This is a genomic window from Mesorhizobium sp. BHbdii (genome assembly GCF_053848045.1).
Window position 1 is genome coordinate 392178 of the sequence record NZ_JBSPKX010000005.1, and the last position, 20084, is coordinate 412261.

Annotated in this window: 19 protein-coding genes; 1 reads left to right on the top strand and 18 read right to left on the bottom strand. The window is 62.1% G+C overall.

Features of this window, described 5'->3' with window-relative positions; translation table 11 throughout:
- Positions 1–6 precede the first annotated feature (6 nt).
- The 11 genes from ACWTU8_RS25485 to uxaC all read right to left on the bottom strand — a co-directional run bounded on the left by ACWTU8_RS25485 (position 7) and on the right by uxaC (position 12002).
- On the bottom strand, positions 7–783 hold the full coding sequence (locus tag ACWTU8_RS25485; RefSeq protein ID WP_455850323.1) for a hypothetical protein: 777 nt from the start codon (positions 781–783) through the stop codon (positions 7–9).
- A complete protein-coding gene (dgt, locus tag ACWTU8_RS25490) occupies positions 770–2209 on the bottom strand; it encodes a dGTP triphosphohydrolase (protein WP_455850324.1) in 1440 nt (479 codons plus the stop codon). The genes ACWTU8_RS25485 and dgt overlap by 14 nt, the downstream gene beginning before the upstream one ends.
- Positions 2210–2604: 395 nt before the next feature.
- A complete protein-coding gene (gene recQ, locus ACWTU8_RS25495; protein WP_455850325.1) occupies positions 2605–4446 on the bottom strand; it encodes a DNA helicase RecQ in 1842 nt (613 codons plus the stop codon).
- Between the two features lie 422 nt (positions 4447–4868).
- Complete coding sequence (locus tag ACWTU8_RS25500; protein ID WP_065011190.1) at positions 4869–5207, bottom strand: cupin domain-containing protein; 339 nt, start codon at positions 5205–5207, stop codon at positions 4869–4871.
- 21 nt (positions 5208–5228) lie between these two features.
- Entirely contained in the window at positions 5229–5996 is a 768-nt protein-coding gene (kduD, locus tag ACWTU8_RS25505; protein WP_455850326.1) for a 2-dehydro-3-deoxy-D-gluconate 5-dehydrogenase KduD, read from the bottom strand.
- Complete coding sequence (kduI, locus tag ACWTU8_RS25510) at positions 5993–6850, bottom strand: 5-dehydro-4-deoxy-D-glucuronate isomerase (protein WP_455850327.1); 858 nt, start codon at positions 6848–6850, stop codon at positions 5993–5995. The genes kduD and kduI overlap by 4 nt, the downstream gene beginning before the upstream one ends.
- 20 nt (positions 6851–6870) lie before the next feature.
- The gene (locus ACWTU8_RS25515; protein ID WP_455850328.1) at positions 6871–7653 is read right to left on the bottom strand and encodes a FadR/GntR family transcriptional regulator; all 783 of its coding nucleotides are present in this window, start codon (positions 7651–7653) and stop codon (positions 6871–6873) included.
- Between the two features lie 9 nt (positions 7654–7662).
- Complete coding sequence (locus ACWTU8_RS25520) at positions 7663–8943, bottom strand: TRAP transporter large permease (RefSeq protein WP_065011186.1); 1281 nt, start codon at positions 8941–8943, stop codon at positions 7663–7665.
- Positions 8944–8947: 4 nt separating this feature from the next.
- Positions 8948–9475 carry a TRAP transporter small permease gene (locus ACWTU8_RS25525; RefSeq protein WP_455850393.1) on the bottom strand — a complete coding sequence of 176 codons (528 nt, stop codon included), beginning with the start codon at positions 9473–9475 and terminating at the stop codon, positions 8948–8950.
- Positions 9476–9578: 103 nt separating this feature from the next.
- The gene (locus ACWTU8_RS25530) at positions 9579–10556 is read right to left on the bottom strand and encodes a TRAP transporter substrate-binding protein (RefSeq protein ID WP_029349035.1); all 978 of its coding nucleotides are present in this window, start codon (positions 10554–10556) and stop codon (positions 9579–9581) included.
- Between the two features lie 36 nt (positions 10557–10592).
- The gene (gene uxaC / locus ACWTU8_RS25535) at positions 10593–12002 is read right to left on the bottom strand and encodes a glucuronate isomerase (protein WP_455850329.1); all 1410 of its coding nucleotides are present in this window, start codon (positions 12000–12002) and stop codon (positions 10593–10595) included.
- A 176-nt stretch (positions 12003–12178) separates the two neighbouring features.
- On the opposite strand from uxaC, the gene ACWTU8_RS25540 reads away from it, so the two are divergent.
- Positions 12179–13663: a mannitol dehydrogenase family protein gene (locus tag ACWTU8_RS25540; RefSeq protein WP_455850330.1), complete on the top strand. Its 1485-nt coding sequence runs from the start codon at positions 12179–12181 to the stop codon at positions 13661–13663.
- Positions 13664–13714: 51 nt separating this feature from the next.
- Here ACWTU8_RS25540 and lepB read toward each other — a convergent pair whose 3' ends face one another.
- The 7 genes from lepB to ACWTU8_RS25575 all read right to left on the bottom strand — a co-directional run bounded on the left by lepB (position 13715) and on the right by ACWTU8_RS25575 (position 20079).
- Positions 13715–14677, bottom strand: a complete 963-nt coding sequence (gene lepB, locus ACWTU8_RS25545; protein WP_455850331.1) for a signal peptidase I — start codon at positions 14675–14677, stop codon at positions 13715–13717.
- A gap of 94 nt (positions 14678–14771) precedes the next feature.
- Complete coding sequence (locus tag ACWTU8_RS25550; protein WP_455850332.1) at positions 14772–15179, bottom strand: F0F1 ATP synthase subunit epsilon; 408 nt, start codon at positions 15177–15179, stop codon at positions 14772–14774.
- Positions 15179–15418, bottom strand: coding sequence for a hypothetical protein (locus ACWTU8_RS25555; protein WP_455840119.1), 240 nt, complete (start codon positions 15416–15418; stop codon positions 15179–15181). The genes ACWTU8_RS25550 and ACWTU8_RS25555 overlap by 1 nt, the downstream gene beginning before the upstream one ends.
- Positions 15418–16998: a F0F1 ATP synthase subunit beta gene (atpD, locus tag ACWTU8_RS25560; RefSeq protein ID WP_455850333.1), complete on the bottom strand. Its 1581-nt coding sequence runs from the start codon at positions 16996–16998 to the stop codon at positions 15418–15420. Before atpD ends, ACWTU8_RS25555 begins: the two co-directional genes overlap by 1 nt.
- A 73-nt stretch (positions 16999–17071) precedes the next feature.
- Positions 17072–17956, bottom strand: a complete 885-nt coding sequence (locus tag ACWTU8_RS25565) for a F0F1 ATP synthase subunit gamma (RefSeq protein WP_455850334.1) — start codon at positions 17954–17956, stop codon at positions 17072–17074.
- 33 nt (positions 17957–17989) lie between these two features.
- Complete coding sequence (gene atpA, locus ACWTU8_RS25570) at positions 17990–19519, bottom strand: F0F1 ATP synthase subunit alpha (RefSeq protein WP_029349046.1); 1530 nt, start codon at positions 19517–19519, stop codon at positions 17990–17992.
- Complete coding sequence (locus ACWTU8_RS25575; RefSeq protein WP_128342606.1) at positions 19519–20079, bottom strand: F0F1 ATP synthase subunit delta; 561 nt, start codon at positions 20077–20079, stop codon at positions 19519–19521. Before ACWTU8_RS25575 ends, atpA begins: the two co-directional genes overlap by 1 nt.
- Positions 20080–20084: the final 5 nt, after the last annotated feature.

Consider the following 20084-nt stretch of genomic DNA (forward strand, 5'->3'; position numbering starts at 1 on the left):
CGTGTCTTACAACGGCAAGGCCAACTGTTGAACTTTTGGTATCTTATTTTCCGTCCAACGCATCAAGTCCGTGAAGTCCCTTCCACTTCTCGGATGGAGGTCATTGATCCAACCCAACGATGGCCGGTCAGGATATGCCGCGCGATCGACCATCACTATCTTGGCCCATCCCACGGCATCGATTTGAGAGGCGATGTATTGTACCAGGTTTGATGAAGCCCGCATGTCGAGTTCGTACATCCGTCGCAGAGCACGGACAGACGCCCCCAGCGGATTGGGATTAGGACAAAGGTTTATGTCCAAGAAGCGCCGATCCAAATCCTCCAGCGTGCCTACCTTCGCATGGACCTTGTTCTCATCCAGAAGGTAGATCATAGCGTCCACGTTGAAAAATGTGGTATCGAGAACATCCTCCAAATTGTTAACAGCCTTGTAGCCACTGGTGTGTGCCCAGGAGCATGTCACGTCCCAAAAATCTATATCAATATGATGATAGGAAACGCGAAATCCGCCGAACTTGTTTGGTTTCGCGCAGCGCCGCTCGACGAGACGCTTCCATGCATCTTGCTTTCGCACCTCGACCACAAAATCGAGATCGGATCGAAAGTGACGAACAGGCGCATAGCGGAGTTCCCGGAGAGCGCCGCCTATCAGAGCAACACGACCACTTTCCCCTAACTCTTCCAAGACTTCGGCTACGAACCCTTCTCTGGTGGCCAGCTTGCGAAGCAGAGACCGAGCTTGCCTAGCCAAGCGCCTCTCAACTTTTTCAGCCTTCGCCATCGTGCACCCCTCGAAACTTCCGATAGAGGTCAATAGCGAAATTTTCTGTCATACCGGAGACCATGTCTGTGAGCAGCAGCAGTTGATGATAGCGAGCATGCACTGCCGTTGGCGTGTTTCCCAATTCTGAGTTGAACGAGCCCACATAGTTCCTGGAGATATGGCTGTAGACAAATTGTCCAAAGGGTGTGGGTTCTGGAGCGTCCAGCGCGACGCAGAGTTCGGGGTGCTCCTTCTTATTCAAGCTGCATTCGGTAATGGCCCGCCAAAAGTAGTCCATCAGGCCGCGCAGAAGATTGTCCCCTCGCAGTTCCAACTGCTTCACTGAAGGTGCATTGTAGGCATGCTCAAAAGCGAATTTCTTTAACTGCTTGCAGAGGGCCGAGCTGCTGGACGCGTCAACCAATCCACGGGGGAAATCGCCGCTTAGAATTGCGTCTCTGTTACGCAAGAACGCTTCCGCCGCCGAGTTCACCATGTGGTGGATCGAAAAAGTTCGATAGTACTGAGAACCTATCTCATTGATGTCGGCTGTCTGTCGCCCCTCAGAACGCAGTTCCGTGACTTTGTCCCTCACTCCTTTTACGATACCTGCAAAAGCGTCACCAGCGTTCTCAACAGCCACCAGCACATCATTGATGGAAACCAAACCTTTCTTGACTGCGTCTTCTATATCGATCACCGAATACGCGATGTCATCACAAGCTTCCATCAGATACGCTAGGACATGACGCCTGCCGGGAACAAGCCCAACGGCCGCCAAAATATTTTCCGCAGTCGCCTGATCCGAAAGGAAGTACCCGAACTTCTTCTGCGCTGGATGACATCCCTTGTCCTCGCTGCGCCCAGTGGACGGGACTGTATACTTCATAAGAGCAGCCAGCGTCGCATAAGTCAGGTCGAGCCCGAAGCTGCCTTTAGCCACTTGTAGCCGCGTAAGGAGCCTCAGCGCTTGGGCGTTTCCTTCCCAAAAGAGGAAGTCCTGTTGCTGTTGCTCAGAGAGTGAAGTTCCGTCTTTGCCGACTTCGAAAATTCCCGGTCTATTTTTGAACCACCTTTGTATGGCTGCTTCGCCCTGGTGCCCGAAAGGAGGGTTGCCCAGGTCGTGGGCCAATCCTGCCGCCGCGGCGATGACCGGAACCTGCTCCTTCACATCTGCATTGCCGAAAGCCGACGCGTTTTTCCGAAGTATCTGAGTAGCCAAAGAACGGCAAAGATTGGCAACTTCATGCGAATGAGTCAGCCGCGTGCGGACGCTGTCGTTCTTTTCTAAAGGGAACACCTGCGTTTTGTCAGCCAGACGGCGGACAGGCGCCGAGAACAGAATGCGATCATAGTCGCGTTCAAATTCATTGCGGTCATCAGGCTCCGGCTTTGGAGAGGTAGCGCCAGCAGAGAGCCGCCTAGGATTAAGAAGGTTTGGCATGATTTTTCACATTATCGAAAAGAGAACGAAATGAGCACAAAGCGCAGATATTCGCAAGGCTGATGACGCGCCGCGCCACACCGCGAAAGCCACGAGGCTCCGCCGTCGTCCGCGCCAAGCCGAAACGTGAAAAACAACAACGCGAAGCAGCAAAACCACGGCCGAGAGCGAAGTCAAAGGCGGCTTCGGAGACGCAAGCCGCAGCGGGGCGGAAGCCCTAGTTCCCGTAGCTGCAAGAGCGTTGACGGTGTCTTTCGGATTCCCATGCCCAGAAATGTCCGTTGAGCGGCTACTCACATTATCGAGATTCTCTTCGAGATGACGAGTGAGACGGCAGAATGCTGGATCCCCCGTAGGCCGCAGTTTGACCTCGAGAAATACTGCCTGGATGAGCTTCACACCGCTGCTCCGGATTGGTGCGCAGCGATTGCGCCGAGGAAGATCTGACCGAATTCCCTGAGCTTCGCGGCGCCGACGCCATTGACTGCGGCGAAGGCGTCGAGGTCGCGCGGGCAGCGTTCGGCCATATCGATCAGTGTACGATCGGAGAAGATCACGAACGCCGGCACCTGGCGCTCCCGGGCGAGGCGCAGCCGAACCGCCTTGAGCGTGGCCAAGAGGGCGGTATCCAGGTCTTCCGTACCCGCAGCAGCAGCAGCGGGACGCGTCTTACCACGCGACGCGCGGCTCCGCACCTCGACGCGATACCGGAACGAGACGTCGCCACGGGCCAGCTCACGACCTTTTTCGGCGATGGCGAGGCCGCCATGGCCGCCTGAGTCCAGTGTCAGAAATCCTCCCGCGACGAGTTGGCGGACCAAGGACAGCCAGACATCCTTCTTGTGCGCCACACCGGTCCCGAAGCTGGCAAGCCTGTGGTGGTTCCTGGCCAGGACCTTCTCGGTTTCATGGCCGAGCAGAACGTCGACGATATGGGCAGCGCCAAAGCGCTCGCCGGTCTGCGCGATGGCCGCGAAGACGATCCGCGCCTCCGCCTCGCCATCCGCTTGCGGCGTCTGGTCAAGGCAGTTGTCGCAATTGCCGCAAGGCATTGCTGTTTCGCCGAAGTAGCCAAGCAGGATCTGGCGACGGCACTGGGCCGTTTCGCAATAACCGATCAGCGTGTCGAGCCGGCCATGCGCGCGTCTTTTATGCTCCGCCGGTGCGTCCTCGTCGTCGATGAAAAGCCGCCGCATGCGGATATCGCCGAGACCGAAGAGCATATGTGCCTCGGCAGCCCGCCCGTCGCGGCCAGCACGGCCGATTTCCTGATAATAGGCTTCGAGGCTGCCCGGCAGATCGGTATGGAAGACATAGGCGACGTCAGGCTTGTCGATCCCCATGCCGAAGGCGATGGTCGCCACCATCACGACGCCGGACAAGGTCATGAAGCTGTTCTGGTTGGCCTCGCGCGCCTCTTTGCTCATGCCGGCATGATAGGCCAGGGCGCGCACGCCGTTGCGGTCGAGGAACCCTGCCATCTCTTCCGTCTTCTTGCGCGACAGGCAATAGACGATACCGCTGCGGCCGGCATGACGCTGCATGAAGCTCAGCAATTGACGCTTGCCGTCCCGCTTGGCCTCGATGCCAAGCTTGATGTTCGGCCGGTCGAAGCCCAGCACCAGGGTTTCGACGCAGCCAGCGAACAGCTGTGCGGCGATGTCGGTGCGCGTCGTCTCGTCCGCTGTCGCCGTCAGCGCAATGATCGGCACATCAGGAAAGATGCCGCGCAGCAGCGACAACTCTTCATATTCGCGCCGGAACGCCGGACCCCATTGGGAGATGCAATGCGCCTCGTCGACAGCGATCAGCCGGATGTCGAGCCTGGCCAGCGCCTCAAGCATCCGCGGGGTCATGAGCCGCTCCGGCGCAAGATAGAGCAGGCGCGTTTGGCCAGCCGCCACACGGCGCCATGCGGCGACATTGGCATCGCGATCGAGCGAGGAATTGATCGTATCGGCCGCCACGCCGGCAAGGCGCAATGCGGCGACCTGGTCCTGCATCAGCGCCACCAGCGGCGAAACGACAATGGTGAGCCCGCCAAGGACCAGCGCCGGGACCTGGTAGCAGAGCGATTTGCCAGCGCCGGTCGGCATCACAGCCAGCACATGACGCCCGGCCAGCAGTGCCTCCGTCACAGCATCCTGGCCGGGACGAAAATTATCGAAGCCGAACACATCCTTCAGGACACGCCGCTTGGGATCCTCCGCCCGGACGCTCGCCGTCGATACCTGCATCAGGGAATTTCTACGATCGGCGCCGCCTGAAAAGGTAGCGTGGGAACGGCCACTTGCGATGTGACCTGCCACAGCTCCCCCGCGAATCTGCAGATGCCTGCCTTGACCGCAGATTCGAATGCTCGATCACCCCTCAAGTCCCGTCTCCGTCGGCGCCGTCTGAAAGAATATTTCCCTCATTGGCGGATATGGGACCGTGATTCCAGCCCCTATTCGCTTTGCCTGTGAATATCGCGTCGGCTCTGGCCGGGTTAATCCTATCTTCATCATAATTCGGCAGGTTCAGGTTCTGCGGTGATGTTTTGAGTACCGCGGCGCCACAAGCGCCCAGGCAACACGCCCGCGTCTCTCCGGAGGCGCGGGCTTTTCGTTTGCGAAGATAGCTGCCGCTGCGTAAGTGACCTGCGTTCGTTCTCGTAACGTCAGGCGAGGAAATCGGCGCGGTGCGGCGTAAAGCTGTCGACCAGGCGCCCGGCCTCGAGCGCCTTGACGCCATGGACCAAGTTGGATGGGACAATGAAGCTGCTCCCCGTTTCCAGGATCTCGGTCCTGCCGTCGATGGTGACCTCGAAGCGACCTTCGGCGACGTAGCTCGCCTGGACATGCGGGTGCGAATGCAGCGCACCGACACCGCCCTTGTCGAAACCGAACTCGACCATCATCAGTTCGTCCGTGTGCAGCAGCACGCGCCTGCGATTGCCATCCGGGGTCGGCGTCCATGCGCCCTCGCCGGCGTGCGAAAATATCTTGGTTCCAGTCATCGCCAAATCCTCATCATGGCCTCATCGCGCCAGCCAGCCGCCGTCCACCGGCACCACTGCGCCATGCATGTAGTTTGACGCTGGCGCCAGCAGGAAGACGGCCGCGTCGCCGATATCTTCCGGTCCACCCCAACGCCCGGCTGGAATGCGCGCCAGAATGGCGGCGCTGCGGTCTGGATCGGCACGCAGCGCCTCGGTATTGTTGGTTTCGATGTAGCCGGGCGCAATGCTGTTTACGTTGATGCCTTTCGACGCCCATTCGCAGGCGAGCAACCGGGTGATGCCGAGCACGCCATGCTTCGACGCGGTATAGGAGGCGACGCGGATGCCGCCCTGGAAGCTCAGCACCGAGGCGATGTTGACGACCTTGCCGCGCCGTCCGGGTTCGGCAAGCACGCGCCGGGCAAAGCTCTGGCTGAGAAAAAAGACCGTCTTCAGGTTGACGTCCATGACGTCGTCCCAATCGGCTTGCGTCAGATCGACTGCGTCGGCGCGCCGGATGATGCCGGCATTGTTGACCAGCCCGTCGAGCGGCCCGGATTCGTCCCAGATGCGATCGAGTACCGCCTGGGCGGCGGCATGGTCGGCAAGATCGCAGCGCACCGCCTCGAAGCGTCCGCCCGACGCAGCGACCTTTTCCGCCGTCTCGTCCATCGCCGAACGGCCGACGCCGACCACCGCACCACCGGCGCGGGCGATCGACAGGGCGATACCTTGGCCTATGCCGGTGTTGGCGCCGGTGACGAAGATGCGTTTGCCGGCCAGGCTGAATGGGGAGAGGTCGCTCACCGCAGCTCTTCCATCGCTATCGGATCGACGTCGGTGTAGTCGACATTGTCGCCGGCCATCGCCCAGATGAAGGCATAGTTGGACGTGCCGGCGCCCGAATGGATCGACCATCCCGGCGACAGCACCGCTTCTTCATTGCGCATGACGAGATGGCGTGTCTCATCCGGTTCGCCCATGAAATGGAACACGCGCGCCGCTTCCGGCAGATCGAAGTAGAGATAAGCCTCCATGCGCCGGTCATGCACATGGCACGGCATGGTGTTCCAGACCGAGCCTGACGCAAGTTGGGTCATGCCGACGACGAGTTGGCAGGTTTTGACGCCTTCGGCATGGATGAACCGGAAGATCGAGCGCTCGTTGCAGGTCGCCTGGCTGCCGAGATCGAGCCGCTTGGCATCGCCGATGCGGATCAGCTGGCTGGGATGGCTCTGATGCGCCGGCGCGCTGAGCAGATAGAATTTAGCCGGCTCGGCTGGGTTGACTGAGGCGAACGACACCTCGTTGGCGCCCATGCCGAGATATAGCATGTCGCGCGGCTGCAGCTCGTAGGATCGGCCGCCAGCTTTCACGATGCCGGCGCCGCCGATGTTGACGGCGATCATTTCGCGGCGATCGAGAAAATTCTTTGTCCCGGTCGGCTTGATCGCTTCCAGCGGCAGCGGCGTGCCCGCGGGCATGGCGCCGCCGACGATCATGCGGTCGTAATGAGTGTAGGTCAGGCCGATGCGGCCGAGCTGGAACAGGCCTTCGATCAGGAAATTATGACGAAGCTCGTCCGTCCCCATCGCCGCGGCGGTAACAGGGTCGATGGCGAAGCGCGAGGTGAAGTCCGTGTGATTATCAGTGTGATTCATTGCTGTCCCATTGGGCTGCCTCATGGTCCTTCGGTTGCCGCGGCCTTGACCGAGTCGGCATAAAAACTCTGACGCGCGTGCAAGCGCTCACGATAGCGCTGCTGGCTCGCGGTGAGATGCGCGCGCATGGCTTCGCGCGCGGCCTCGGCATCGCCTGTCATAATGGCGTTCAGGATCACCAGATGCTCGCCTTGCAGCCCGCGCTGATAGGCGTCCGACTGGGCGAGCTCGGTGGACCACGGCGACGTTACGTCGCAAGGAATGGCGCGCCGTCCGAGCACGTCGAGCATCTCGACATAGAACGGATTGTTGGTGGCGCTAGCGATCGCGCGGTGGAAGGCAAGGTCGGCCGGACCTGTCGGCTCGCTGTTCAAGAGCAGCCGCTCGAACTCGAAGAACGCCTCCTGGATCGCTGCTTCCTGCGCGGCATTGCGACGGATAGCGGCGAGCCCGGCGGACTCGATCTCGATCGCCAGGCGCACCTCGAGCACGTTGAGGGCGATCGAATCCTTGCTGCCCATATCCGCGGCCAGCGTGCCGAACATCGTCGAGATATGCTCGGTGACGAAGACCCCGGCGCCTTGCCGCGGCTCGACCAGACCGTCGGCGGCAAGCTTGGCCAGCGCTTCGCGGATGACGGTGCGGCTGACCCCGAAAGTTTCGGTCAGCTGGCCCTCGGTCGGCAGCTTTTGGCCCGGCTGGATCTCGCCCGCCTGCAACTGCTTTCGGATTGCCGCGACCACGGTCTCCGACAGCTTGGGCTTGCGTTCGACCTTCAGGCTGATCGCCGTATCCGATGCCATTGCCAACCCCTATTTGAAGACGCTCGGCAGCCATAGCGAGATGGCCGGAATGTAAGTGACGAGCCCCAGCACCACGAGGCCTGCGCCATAGAATGGCCAGATCGAGCGCATCGCTTCCCAGACGGATATCTTGCCCACTGCGCACGCCACGAACTGCACCGCGCCCACCGGCGGCGTGTTCAGCCCGATGCCGAAGTTGAGGATCATGATGACGCCGAAATGCACCGGATCGACGCCGTAGGCCTGCGCCACGGGCAGGAAGATCGGCGTGCAGATGATGATCGTCGGCCCCATGTCCATGAACGTGCCGAGGAACAGCATCAAGAGGTTGAGCAGGAGAAGTACGACCAGCGGATCCTCTGAAATCGCGTTCATCGAGGCTATCAGCGCTGCCGGCACTTTCAGGAACGCCATCAACCACGAGAACGCCGCCGCCATGCCGATGATGAGCAGCACCATGGCTGTGGTGCGCACGGCACCATGGGTGGCATGAACGAAACCTTCCCAGGTCATCTGCCGGTAAACCAGGACCGTCACGAGCAACGCATAGATGACGGCGATACAGGAACTCTCGGTGGCCGTGAAAACGCCCGATCGCACGCCGCCGAAGATGATCGCGATCAGCAACAGGCCGGGCACCGCGACAGCGAAGAGATGCGCGACGGCGGCGAAGCCTGGAAACGGCTCGGTCGGATAACCGCGGGAGCGCGCCACGAAATAGGCGGTGATCATCAGTGCGAGCGCCAGTAGCAGCCCCGGGATAATGCCGGCGGTGAACAGGTCGGCGATCGAAATCTTTCCGCCTGCCGAGATCGAGTAGATGATCATGTTGTGCGACGGCGGCAGGAGCAGCGCGATCAGCGCCGCCATCGAGGTGACGTTGACGGCATAATCCGCTCCATACCCACGCGCCTTCATCTGCGGGATCATCAAGCCGCCTACCGCCGCTGCCTCCGCCACCGCGGAGCCCGAAATGCCGCCGAACAGTGTAGCGGTCGCGATGTTGACCTGCCCGAGGCCGCCGCGCATGTGGCCGACGAGCGAGCCGGCGAAGGCAACGATCTTGCTGGCGATGCCGCCGCGCACCATCAAGTCGCCGGCGTAGATGAAAAACGGAATGGCCAGCAGCGAAAAGACGCTCATGCCGGAATTCAGGCGCTGGAACACGATGAGCGGCGGCAGGCCCATGTAGAGGACGGTGGCAAAGCTTGCGACGCCGAGGCAGAAAGCGATCGGCGTGCCGATGAGCATCAGAACGGTGAAGACGCCGAAGAGTATCCAGAGTTCCATGGCGTCAGACCTTCACCTTCGCTGTGTCGAGTTCGGCTGCGACTTCCGCAGGCGGCAGTTCATCGAGCGCATCGTCGATCGGCGCACCGGAAAGGCGAAGCACGATGCGCTCCAGCGTGAAGAGCACGATGAGCGCGCCTCCCGCGACAAGCGGGACGTAGTCCCAGCCTCCTGATATGCCGAGCGACGGCAAGGTGGCACCCCAGGTCAATGCAACCAGCTGGCTGCCATACCAGATCATGCCGATGCCGAAGGCGAGCGCGACGAGGTCCGAGATCATCCTCAGCCAACGCTTGCCGCCTTTCGGCAGGACGTAGAGCAGGACGTCGAAGCCGAGGTGATAGTTCTCGCGCACCCCGACGGCAGCGCCGAGGAAAATGAACCAGCTCATCAGCATCACCGAGCCCTGCTCGGTCCAGCTCGGCGACCGGTTCAGAACATAGCGGCCGAACACCTGCCAGGCGACGAAGGCGGTCATCAGCACCAGCCCGACGCCGGCGATCCACAGCGCCGCCGTGCTGACGCGCGACATCACCCGCGCGATGCCGGGCAGGGGCAGTCTCTGTTCTGAGCTGGAGGTCACCGGTTCTCTCCGCAAGAGGATGGCGGCGCGGAATGCCCGCGCCGCCGCTTGATCACTGCACGGCCTTGATGGCCTCGACCATCGCCTTCAGCTTGTCGTCCTTGACGTGCTTTTCGTAGACCGGACCCATCGCGTCGATGAAGGGCTGCTTGTCCGGTGTCGTGATCTGCGAACCGGCCGCCTCGACCTTGGCACGCGATTCCTTGACCTTGGCGGCCCACAGCTCACGCTGCTTGGCGACGCTTTCCTTGGCGGCCGCCTTGAAGATCGCCTGGTCTTCCGGCGTCAGCTTGTCCCAGCTCGACTTCGCCATGACGAAGGCTTCCGGCACCATCGTGTGCTCGTCGAGCGAATAGAACTTGGCGACTTCCGCATGCTTGGCGGTGTCGTAGCTCGGAAAATTGTTCTCCGCGCCGTCGATGACCCCGGTCTCGATCGCCGAATACACTTCGCCATACGGCATCGGCGTCGCGTTGGCGCCGAGTGCAGCCACCATGTCGACGAAGATGTCGGACTGGATGACGCGGAACTTCATGCCGGCCAGATCGGCTACAGTGTTGATCGGCTTCTTCGAATTGTAGAAGGAGCGCGCGCCGCCGTCATAAAAAGCGAGCAGCACCAGCCCGACCTGTTCGAACGCCGCCGCAATCTGGTCGCCGACCGGCCCGTCCATGACCTTGTGCATATGGTCTTCCGAGCGGAAGATGTAGGGCAGCGAGGGCACGGTGGTTTCCGGGATCAGTCCGTTGAACGGCGCCATCGAGACGCGGTTGAGGTCGATCACGCCGGAGCGCACCTGCTCGATCGTGTCCTTTTCCTCGCCGAGCTGCGCGGAATGGTAGACATCGACCGAATAGCGGCCGGCCGTGCGCTCTTTGACAAGCTCGCCAAAATATTTGACCGCCTCGACCGTCGGATAGCCGTCCGGGTGCGTGTCGGACGAGCGCAGAACCGTCTGGGCGCTTGCCGTTCCGGCCATCAGTGCGGCGGCCAGTAGCGTAGCTCCCGCCAGTCTAGAAAAATGCAGCATTGGTTTCCTCCCGTTGAACGATGGCGGCAAGCGCCGTTAGAGCCGGTACGCCTTTTTTGCGAGCGTATAGGCAAGTTCCTGCGCCAGCTCGTGCGCCTCGTCTTCGCGGAGCCGGTGCTCGGCGACGAGACGCGCAAGAAAGGCGCAATCGACCCGACGCGCCACCTCGTGGCGAGCCGGGATGGATGGAAAGGCGCGGGTGTCGTCGTTGAAGCCGACGGTGTTGTAGAAGCCGGCCGTCTCGGTGGTCATCTCACGAAACCGGCGCATGCCCTCAGGGCTGTCGTGGAACCACCAGGCCGGCCCGAGCTTCAGCGCCGGGTAGACGCCGGCGAGCGGCGCCAATTCGCGCGCATAGCTGGTCTCGTCGAGCGTGAAGAGGATGATGGTGAGCTCGCGCTCCAGCCCGACGCAGTCGAGCAGCGGCCTCAGCGCCGTCACATAGTCGGTTCGGGTCGGGATATCGAAACCCTTGTCCCTGCCGAACCTCTGGAAGACGGCAGGCGAATGATTGCGCCAGGAGCCGGGATGGATCTGCACGACGAGCCCATCGTCGCGGCTCATCTTGGCCATTTCGGTCAGCATCTGGGCGCGAAACAGTTTTCGCTCACGCTCGTCGTCCGAGCCCCGCCGGATGCGGTTGAACAGCTCCTGCGCGGCGGCATCCGACAGATTGGCGGTCTCCGCTGTCGGATGGCCGTGATCCGACGCGGTCGCGCCAAAACTTTTGAAGAAGGCCCTTCTCTGGCGATGCGCATCGAGATAGCCGGCCCAGGTGCCGGTGTCGCAGCCGGTGATGTCGCCGAGCCGATCGAGATTGGCCGAAAAGCCTTCGAAATCGGGATCGACGACTGCATCCGGCCGGTAGGCGGTGACGACGCGGCCCTCCCAGCCGCTGTCGCGGATCATCTGGTGCCATCTGAGATCGTCGAGCGCGCCTTCGGTGGTCGCGATGACCTCGATATTGAAGCGCTCGAACAGCGCTCGCGGGCGAAAATTCTCCCACTGCAGCAGCGTCGCAATCATATCGTAGTGGCGGTCGGCCGTCGCCGCGTTCAGCGGCTCTTCAATGCCGAACAGATGGGCAAGCACATGGTCGAACCACAAGCGCGTCGGCGTGCCGCGGAACAGATAATAGTGCTCGGCGAAGCGCCGCCAGATCGTCCTGCCGTCGGTCTCCACCGGTGAGCCGTCGAGCGTCGGCACACCAAGGTCCTCGAGCCGGACGCCCTGGCTGAACAGCATGCGGAAGATATAATGGTCCGGCACGATCAACAATTGCGCCGGATCGGGAAATGCCTCGTTGAGCGCATACCAGCGCGGATCGGTGTGACCGTGCGGGCTGACGATCGGCAGATCCTTGACAGCTGCGTAGAGATCGCGGGCAACCGAACGCGGACGCGCCTCCGCGGGAAACAGCAAATCCGGATCGGTCAATGCGGCCACGTCGTTCCTCCCAACCCGGCCATCGGTAGGATCGGAAAGAAATTATGTCAACATACAAAAAATAGATTGTTGTATGATGACTTTTACGCAACGTCAGCCCATTGTGCGAGAAAGAAACGGATGTTACGCCGCATGCCGGCCAACCCCGGTACCAGCTCGATCAGACCCATCGCACGATGACAGACAGACGCCTTTCCAACACTACGCGGCAGGCATTGCCGGCCTCGGTCGCGGTCCCAGGATACGACCGCAAACGTGTCCTACCCGGCATCGTCCATCTCGGCGTCGGCGCATTCCACCGCGCCCATCAGGCAGCCTATGTCGACGATTGCCTGGCGGCGGGAGAGATGGATTGGGGCATTGTCGGCGTCTCGCTGCGCAGCACCGACACACGCGACGCGCTGGCGCCGCAGGACGGGCTCTACACTCTGGCGGTCAGGAGCAGCGACAGCGAAAGCCTGCGCGTCGTCGGCTCGATCGTGTCGATGCTGGTGGCCCCGGAAGATCCGGGTGCGGTGCTGGCCGCGCTGACTGACCCGCGCACCTCCATCGTCACGCTGACGATCACCGAAAAGGCCTATCTCAGAGCGGCGGGTGGCGGACTGGACACAGCCCATCCCGACATTGTCCACGATCTGGCCAACCCGCGCACGCCGCGAACGGCGCATGGTTTTCTCGCCGAATCGCTTGCGCGCCGCCGCGCCGCCGGTATCCAGCCATTCACCGTGCTGTGCTGCGACAATCTCCCGGCCAATGGCGCCACGCTGCACCGGCTGCTGGTCGAATTCGCCGCTTTGCGCGGCACCGATCTCGCCCGCCATATCGCCGACGAGGTGGCGTTTCCGTCGAGCATGGTGGATCGCATCGTGCCGGCGACCACCGATGCCGACCGGGCACGGATATCAGGCCAGCTCGGCATCGAGGACGCCTGGCCTGTGATGACCGAGCCGTTCTGCCAATGGGTGGTCGAAGATGATTTCCCGGCGGGCAGGCCGGACTGGGAAAAGTTCGGCGTCACAATGGTCGGTGACGTCGGGCCGTTCGAGGACATGAAGCTGCGTCTGCTCAACGGCTCGCATTCGGCCATCGCCTATCTCGGCCTGCTCAGCGGCTACGAGACAGTCGACTGCGCCTTCGCCGATCCGGCGATCCGGCAATTCGTCGACGGTTTGTGGGCCGAAGCCATCACAACGCTACCGAAAGACGCCGGGCTCGACATGGCCGACTACACCGCCCAGCTTGCCAAGCGCTATTCGAACACCGCGCTCGCCCATCGGACGGCGCAGATCGCCAATGACGGCAGCCAGAAACTGCCGCAGCGCATCATTGCCTCGGCCATGGAGCGGATGAGTGCCGGTGCGCCGCCCGCGCATCTGATGCTGGTGGTAGCCGCCTGGATCGCTGCTTGCGAGGCGCGCGGCGAAGCCTTGCCGGAAAGCCATTTCACCGACCCGCTCGACTTGGCCCTGGCTGCACTCGACACTCGGCATCTTTCGGCTGGCGAAACGGTGGCGGCGGTGTTCGACCTGGCCGGCTTCGCCAAGGGCGGTGCTGAGCGCCTGACGCTGATCGACCTCGCGGCCGCCCATCTCGAACGCTTGCGCCAGGGCGGCGTGGCTGCTGCGTTCACAGCGCTGGGCATACAGGGTGCGAAAACATGAGGCAGAACCGCGCGCCGTCGTGGGTGCGGTGGAAGCGGTGACGACTTGAATCTATTTGCCTGTGAGACCGTCCAAGGTGTGCCGTGACGAGTAGTCGACACCTCTGGAGTTCCAAAACAGGCGAACGCCCTTGCCGACCAAATTCTCATACGGAATAGTGCCCATATCAAAACGGCTATCGGCGGAACTGTCGCGATTGTCGCCAAGCATGAAGTAGCGGCCGGCCGGAACGACAACAGGCTGGGTGTTGTCGCCCGTCGATCCGTCGATCACGTCGAGGACGTAGTAGGAGACGCCGTTCTGCAATGTTTCGCGCTGCACTTTGGCCCACCGGATTTCATCGGAGGAGTAAGAACCGGTCTCTTCAAGCTTCACCGCCTGGTCGTTGATGTGAAGGACGCCGTCGATCATCTGGATCTTGTCGCCAGGAAGGCCGACAATGCGCTTGATGTAGTCGGTACTGGGATCAGACGGCCGCCTGAAGACTGCGATATCGCCTGGCGCCGGCGCCGTGTCGAACGTCCGCCCTTCGATCGGCAGCAAGCCAAAGGGGACGCTGTGGCGGCTGTAGCCGTAAGCAAATTTGGACGCGAACAGATAGTCGCCGACCTCAAGCGTTGGCACCATGCTGCTGGCCGGTATTGAGAATGGCTGAAACAGGAACGACCGGATCGCAAACGCAGCCAGAGACGAGGCCAGAAAGGCCAGCACCAGAACCGAAAGTCCATGCGCGTACCACTTGTCCGGCTTGAATCGATGCGCAAAGGGAACAACGAGCACCACCGAAAATATCGCTATGCCGATACTTGAAAGATTGGCCAATCCGGAAAGATCGATGCCCGGCAAAACCGGGAATCCGATGTAGCAAAGGGCGATGCTTGCGGCACTGATCGCGACCAGACTTATGACCGCCAGCTTGCCGCTGCCAATCCAAAGAAATCCGCCGAACGGGCCGCCAAAGGCCGACACCAGGGCCGCCGACCATCTGGATCTCGACCTTGTGTCTTCAGTCACCGGCTACCGCCCCCAAGGCAAGCAAAGGCGGACTGTCCTTCAAACAAAAAAGCGAGGCAAGCCTCGCTTTGCAATTGCCGGACTGATCTTCGCTTCAAGCAGGCAGGATGGCGCCTTCGAGTGTGGTGAGCTGGCTAAGAAACTGCTCGGCCTTGCTGCGCGTCTGGTCGTCCTTGGCGTCGGCGACGTCTTCCCTGGCTTCCTGGATACGGCGGGTCAGGTCGGCGCGATCGATGTCGCCGACGGCTACTGCCGATTCGGCGAGCAGCGTGCAGCCGGCCGGAACGATGTCGGCAAAGCCGCCGAACACGACGTAGCGTTCTTCCTTGCCTGCCGCGGTTTTCACCGTGACGACGCCCGGCTTGATCGTGGACATGACCGGCGCGTGATGGGCCATGACGGTCATTTCGCCTTCGGCGCCCGGAATGACGACGGACTCGACCTGCTCGGACACCAGCAGGCGCTCCGGCGAGACCAGTTCGAATTGAAAGCTGTCGGCCATTATTGAATCTTCTCTTTGGCTAAGGCTTCCACGTCCTGAATGTGGGTGCCGCAGAATGGACAGTACGCCATCGCTTGGTCCATGTACGCCAGACCGTTTTCTGTCTCAATAATTCCCACGACCATCATCAATACCCCGTTTTCGGTAAGGTATATTGACGGCGACGCGGGCTCCGGAATATCTGCTGTCACTTCTCTCAGCGTGTGACAGCAGAAGTCCGGATCTACATCTTCGACCATTAAGCCGCTTCGGCCGCCAGGCGCTGTGCCTTCTCGACCGCTTCTTCGATGCCGCCGACCATGTAGAAGGCGGCTTCCGGCAGGTGGTCATAGTCGCCGTTGCAGAGGCCCTTGAAGCCCTTGATGGTGTCGGCGAGGTCGACCAGCTTGCCCGGCGCGCCGGTGAACACTTCGGCGACGAAGAAGGGCTGCGACAGGAAGCGCTCGATCTTGCGGGCGCGGGCCACCGTCTGCTTGTCCTCTTCCGACAGCTCGTCCATGCCCAGGATGGCGATGATGTCCTGCAGCGACTTGTAGCGCTGCAGGATCGACTGCACCTGGCGCGCGACCTGGTAGTGCTCTTCGCCGACGACCATCGGGTCGAGCATGCGCGAGGTCGAATCGAGCGGATCGACGGCCGGATAGATGCCCTTTTCCGAGATCGCGCGGTTGAGCACGGTCGTCGCGTCGAGGTGGGCGAACGAAGTCGCGGGCGCCGGGTCGGTCAGATCGTCGGCCGGCACGTAGATCGCCTGCACCGAGGTGATCGAGCCCTTGGTCGTCGTGGTGATGCGCTCCTGCAGCGCGCCCATGTCGGTGGCCAGCGTCGGCTGGTAGCCCACGGCCGAAGGAATACGGCCGAGCAGCGCCGATACTTCGGAGCCCGCCTGCGTGAAGCGGAAGATGTTGTCGACGAAGAACAGCACGTCCTGGCCCTGGTCGCGGAAATATTCGGCAACCGTCAGGCCGGTCAGGCCGACGCGGGCGCGCGCGCCCGGCGGCTCGTTCATCTGGCCGTAGACGAGCGCCGCCTTGGATCCTTCACCGCCGCCCTTCTTGTTGACGCCGGACTCGATGAACTCGTGATAGAGGTCGTTGCCTTCGCGGGTGCGCTCACCGACGCCGGCGAACACCGAGAAGCCGCCATGCGCCTTGGCAACGTTGTTGATCAGTTCCTGGATCAGCACCGTCTTGCCGACGCCAGCGCCGCCGAACAGGCCGATCTTGCCGCCGCGGGCATAGGGCGCAAGCAGGTCGAGGACCTTGATCCCGGTGACCAGGATCTGCGCTTCCGTCGACTGCTCGACATAGGTCGGAGCCGGCTGGTGGATGGAGCGCATCTCGATGCCGTCGACCGGGCCTGCCTCGTCGACCGGTTCGCCGATGACGTTGATGATGCGACCGAGCATGCCGGGGCCGACCGGCACGGTGATCGGTGCGCCGGTGTCATAGACGTCCTGGCCGCGAACCAGACCTTCGGTCGAGTCCATGGCGATGCAGCGCACGGTGTTTTCGCCGAGATGCTGAGCCACCTCGAGCACGAGGCGATTGCCGACATTGGACGTTTCCAGCGCGTTCAGGATCGCCGGCAGATGTTCGCCGAACTGCACGTCGACAACGGCACCGATGACCTGACGAACCTTGCCGGCCAAGCCAGTCTTGTTGATGGTAACGGTCGGCGCCTTCGCCGCGGCAGCCTTGGCGGGCGCCGCCGATTTCTTGGCCGGAGCGGCCTTCGCTGCCGCTGCCGGAGCCTTTGCCGGTGCTGCCGTCGCGGCAGCCTTCGGGGCCGCCTTCTGGGGGGTCGCTGCTTTCGCCATCGTCTTTACCCTTTTCGTCTCTTTGTTTCTCACGCAATCCGCCTGAAGGTCGCTGACCTTCATCGGAGCGCGTCTAGAGCGCCTCGGCGCCCGAAATGATTTCGATCAATTCCTTGGTGATCTGCGCCTGCCGCTGGCGGTTGTAGGTGATCGACAATTTGTTGATCATGTCGCCGGCGTTGCGCGTCGCATTGTCCATGGCGCTCATCTTGGCGCCCATCTCGCCGGCCGCGTTTTCGAGCAGCGCACGGAAGACCTGTACGGAAATGTTGCGCGGAATGAGGTCGGAGAGGATTTCGCCCGGCTCCGGCTCGTATTCATAGACGGCATTGCCGCCGCCGGCCACCTCGGCGGGGGCGGAAGCCACGCCTGCCGGAATGATCTGCTGCGTCGTTGGAACCTGGCTGATAACCGACTTGAACTGAGAATAGAACAGCGTGCAGATGTCGAAGCCGCCCTCGTTGAAGAGCTGGATGACTTTTTTGGCAATGGCATCGGCGTTGATGAAGCCGAGCGTCTTCACTTCGCGCAGGTCGACGCGCTCGAGGATCAGCGCCGCGTAGTCGCGGCGCAGGATGTCGAACCCCTTCTTGCCGACGCAGATGATCTTGACCTGCTTGCCGTCGGCCAAAAGCTTGCGGATGTGGTCGCGGGCAAGGCGTGCGATCTGCGAATTGAAGCCGCCGCACAGACCACGCTCGGCGGTGCAGACGACGAGCAGATGCACGTCGTCCTTGCCGGTGCCGGTCATCAGCGCCGGGGCCTCGCCACCGCTGCCGATCGCCTGGGTGATGTTGGCCAGCACAGCGCCCATGCGCTCCGAATAGGGGCGCGCCGCTTCCGCCGCTTCCTGCGCGCGACGCAGCTTCGCCGCGGCGACCATCTGCATCGCCTTGGTGATCTTCTGCGTCGCCTTGACCGAGGCGATACGGTTACGAAGGTCTTTTAGTGAAGGCATGCTTCAAACCTGATCCCGTCCGTCCGGCTTCGTTCAAGCAAAGGTCTTGGCAAAGGTGTCGATCTCCGCCTTCAGCTTGGCACGCAGATCGTCCGACAGCGCCTTTTCCTTGCGGATGCCGTCGAGCACCTCCTTGCCGGCCGAGCGCATGTGGCTGAGCAAGCCATGCTCGAATTTGCTCACCTGGTCGATTGCCAGCTTGTCGAGATAGCCGTTGACGCCGGCGAAGATCACCGCGACCTGTTCCTCGACCTTGAGCGGCGAGAATTGCGGCTGCTTCAGGAGTTCGGTCAGGCGCGCACCGCGGTTGAGCAGGCGCTGCGTGGCGGCGTCGAGGTCGGAGCCGAACTGGGCGAAGGCCGCCATTTCGCGGTACTGCGCGAGCTCGCCCTTGATCGAGCCGGCGACCTGCTTCATCGCCTTGATCTGCGCCGAGGAGCCGACGCGCGACACCGACAGGCCGACATTGACCGCCGGGCGGACGCCCTGGAAGAACAGATTGGTTTCCAGGAAGATCTGGCCGTCGGTGATCGAGATGACGTTGGTCGGGATGTAGGCCGACACGTCGTTGGCCTGGGTCTCGATGATCGGCAGCGCCGTCAGCGAACCGCCGCCATTGTCGTCATTGAGCTTGGCGGCCCGCTCCAGAAGGCGCGAATGCAGGTAGAAGACGTCGCCCGGATAGGCTTCGCGGCCGGGCGGGCGGCGCAGCAGCAGCGACATCTGGCGGTAGGCGACGGCCTGCTTCGACAGGTCGTCGTAGCTGATCAGTGCATGCATGCCGTTGTCGCGGAAATATTCGCCCATGGTGCAGGCGGTGAACGGCGCCAGGAACTGCATCGGCGCCGGATCGGAAGCGGTGGCGGCGATGATGATCGAATAGTCGAGCGCGCCGCGCTCTTCGAGAACTTTCACGAACTGCGCGACGGTCGAGCGCTTCTGGCCGACGGCGACGTAGACGCAGTAGAGCTTTTCCTTCTCCGGCCCGTGTTCGTGCACCGATTTCTGGTTGAGCATCGTGTCGAGGATGATCGCGGTCTTGCCGGTCTGGCGGTCGCCGATGACCAGCTCGCGCTGGCCGCGGCCGACCGGGATCAGCGCGTCGATGGCCTTGAGGCCGGTCGACATCGGCTCGTTCACCGATTTGCGCGGAATGATGCCGGGCGCCTTGACGTCGACGCGCTTGCGCTCGGTCGCCTGGATCGGGCCCTTGCCGTCGATCGGGTTGCCGAGCGCGTCGACGACACGGCCGAGCAGGCCCATGCCGACAGGCGTGTCGACGATAGCGCCGGTGCGCTTGACGATGTCGCCTTCCTTGATGTCGCGGTCGGCGCCGAAGATGACGACGCCGACATTGTCGGCTTCGAGGTTGAGCGCCATGCCGCGGATGCCGCCGGGGAACTCGACCATCTCGCCGGCCTGGACATTGTCGAGGCCATAGACGCGGGCGATGCCGTCACCGACGGACAGAACCTGGCCGACTTCGGAGACCTCGGCCTCCTTGCCGAAATTCTTGATCTGGTCTTTCAGAATTGCGGAAATTTCCGCGGCGCGGATGTCCATCAGCCGACCTCTTTCAGTGCAAGCTTGAGCGAATTGAGTTTGGTTTTGAGCGACGTATCGATCTGGCGCGAGCCTATCTTGACCACCAGCCCGCCGAGCAGCGACGGATCGACGGTCACGGTGATCGCGACATCCTTGCCGGCAACGCTTTTCAGCGCCGCCTTCAGCTCGGTTTGCTGGGCGTCGGTCAGCGCATGCGCCGAGGTAACTTCAGCGGCGGTCTCGCCACGGTGCTCGGCGGCGACCTGGCGGAATGCCTTGATCATGCCGGGGATGGCGAACAGACGGCGGTTCTGGGCGACGACGCGCAGGAAATTGCCGGTGAGGCCGGTGATCCCTGCCTTGTCCGCGATCGCCGCAATGGCCTTGGCCTGGTCCTCGCTGGAGAACACCGGGCTGTTGATCAGACGGGCAAGTTCCGCACTGCCTTCGAGCATCGCGGCGAAACTGTTGAGGTCGGCCTCGACCTGGGCCACCGAATTCGCCTGGAGCGCGAGCTCGAACAGCGAACCCGCATAGCGCTCTGCGACACCTGAGATTGGCGATGACGATTGGGCCACGGACC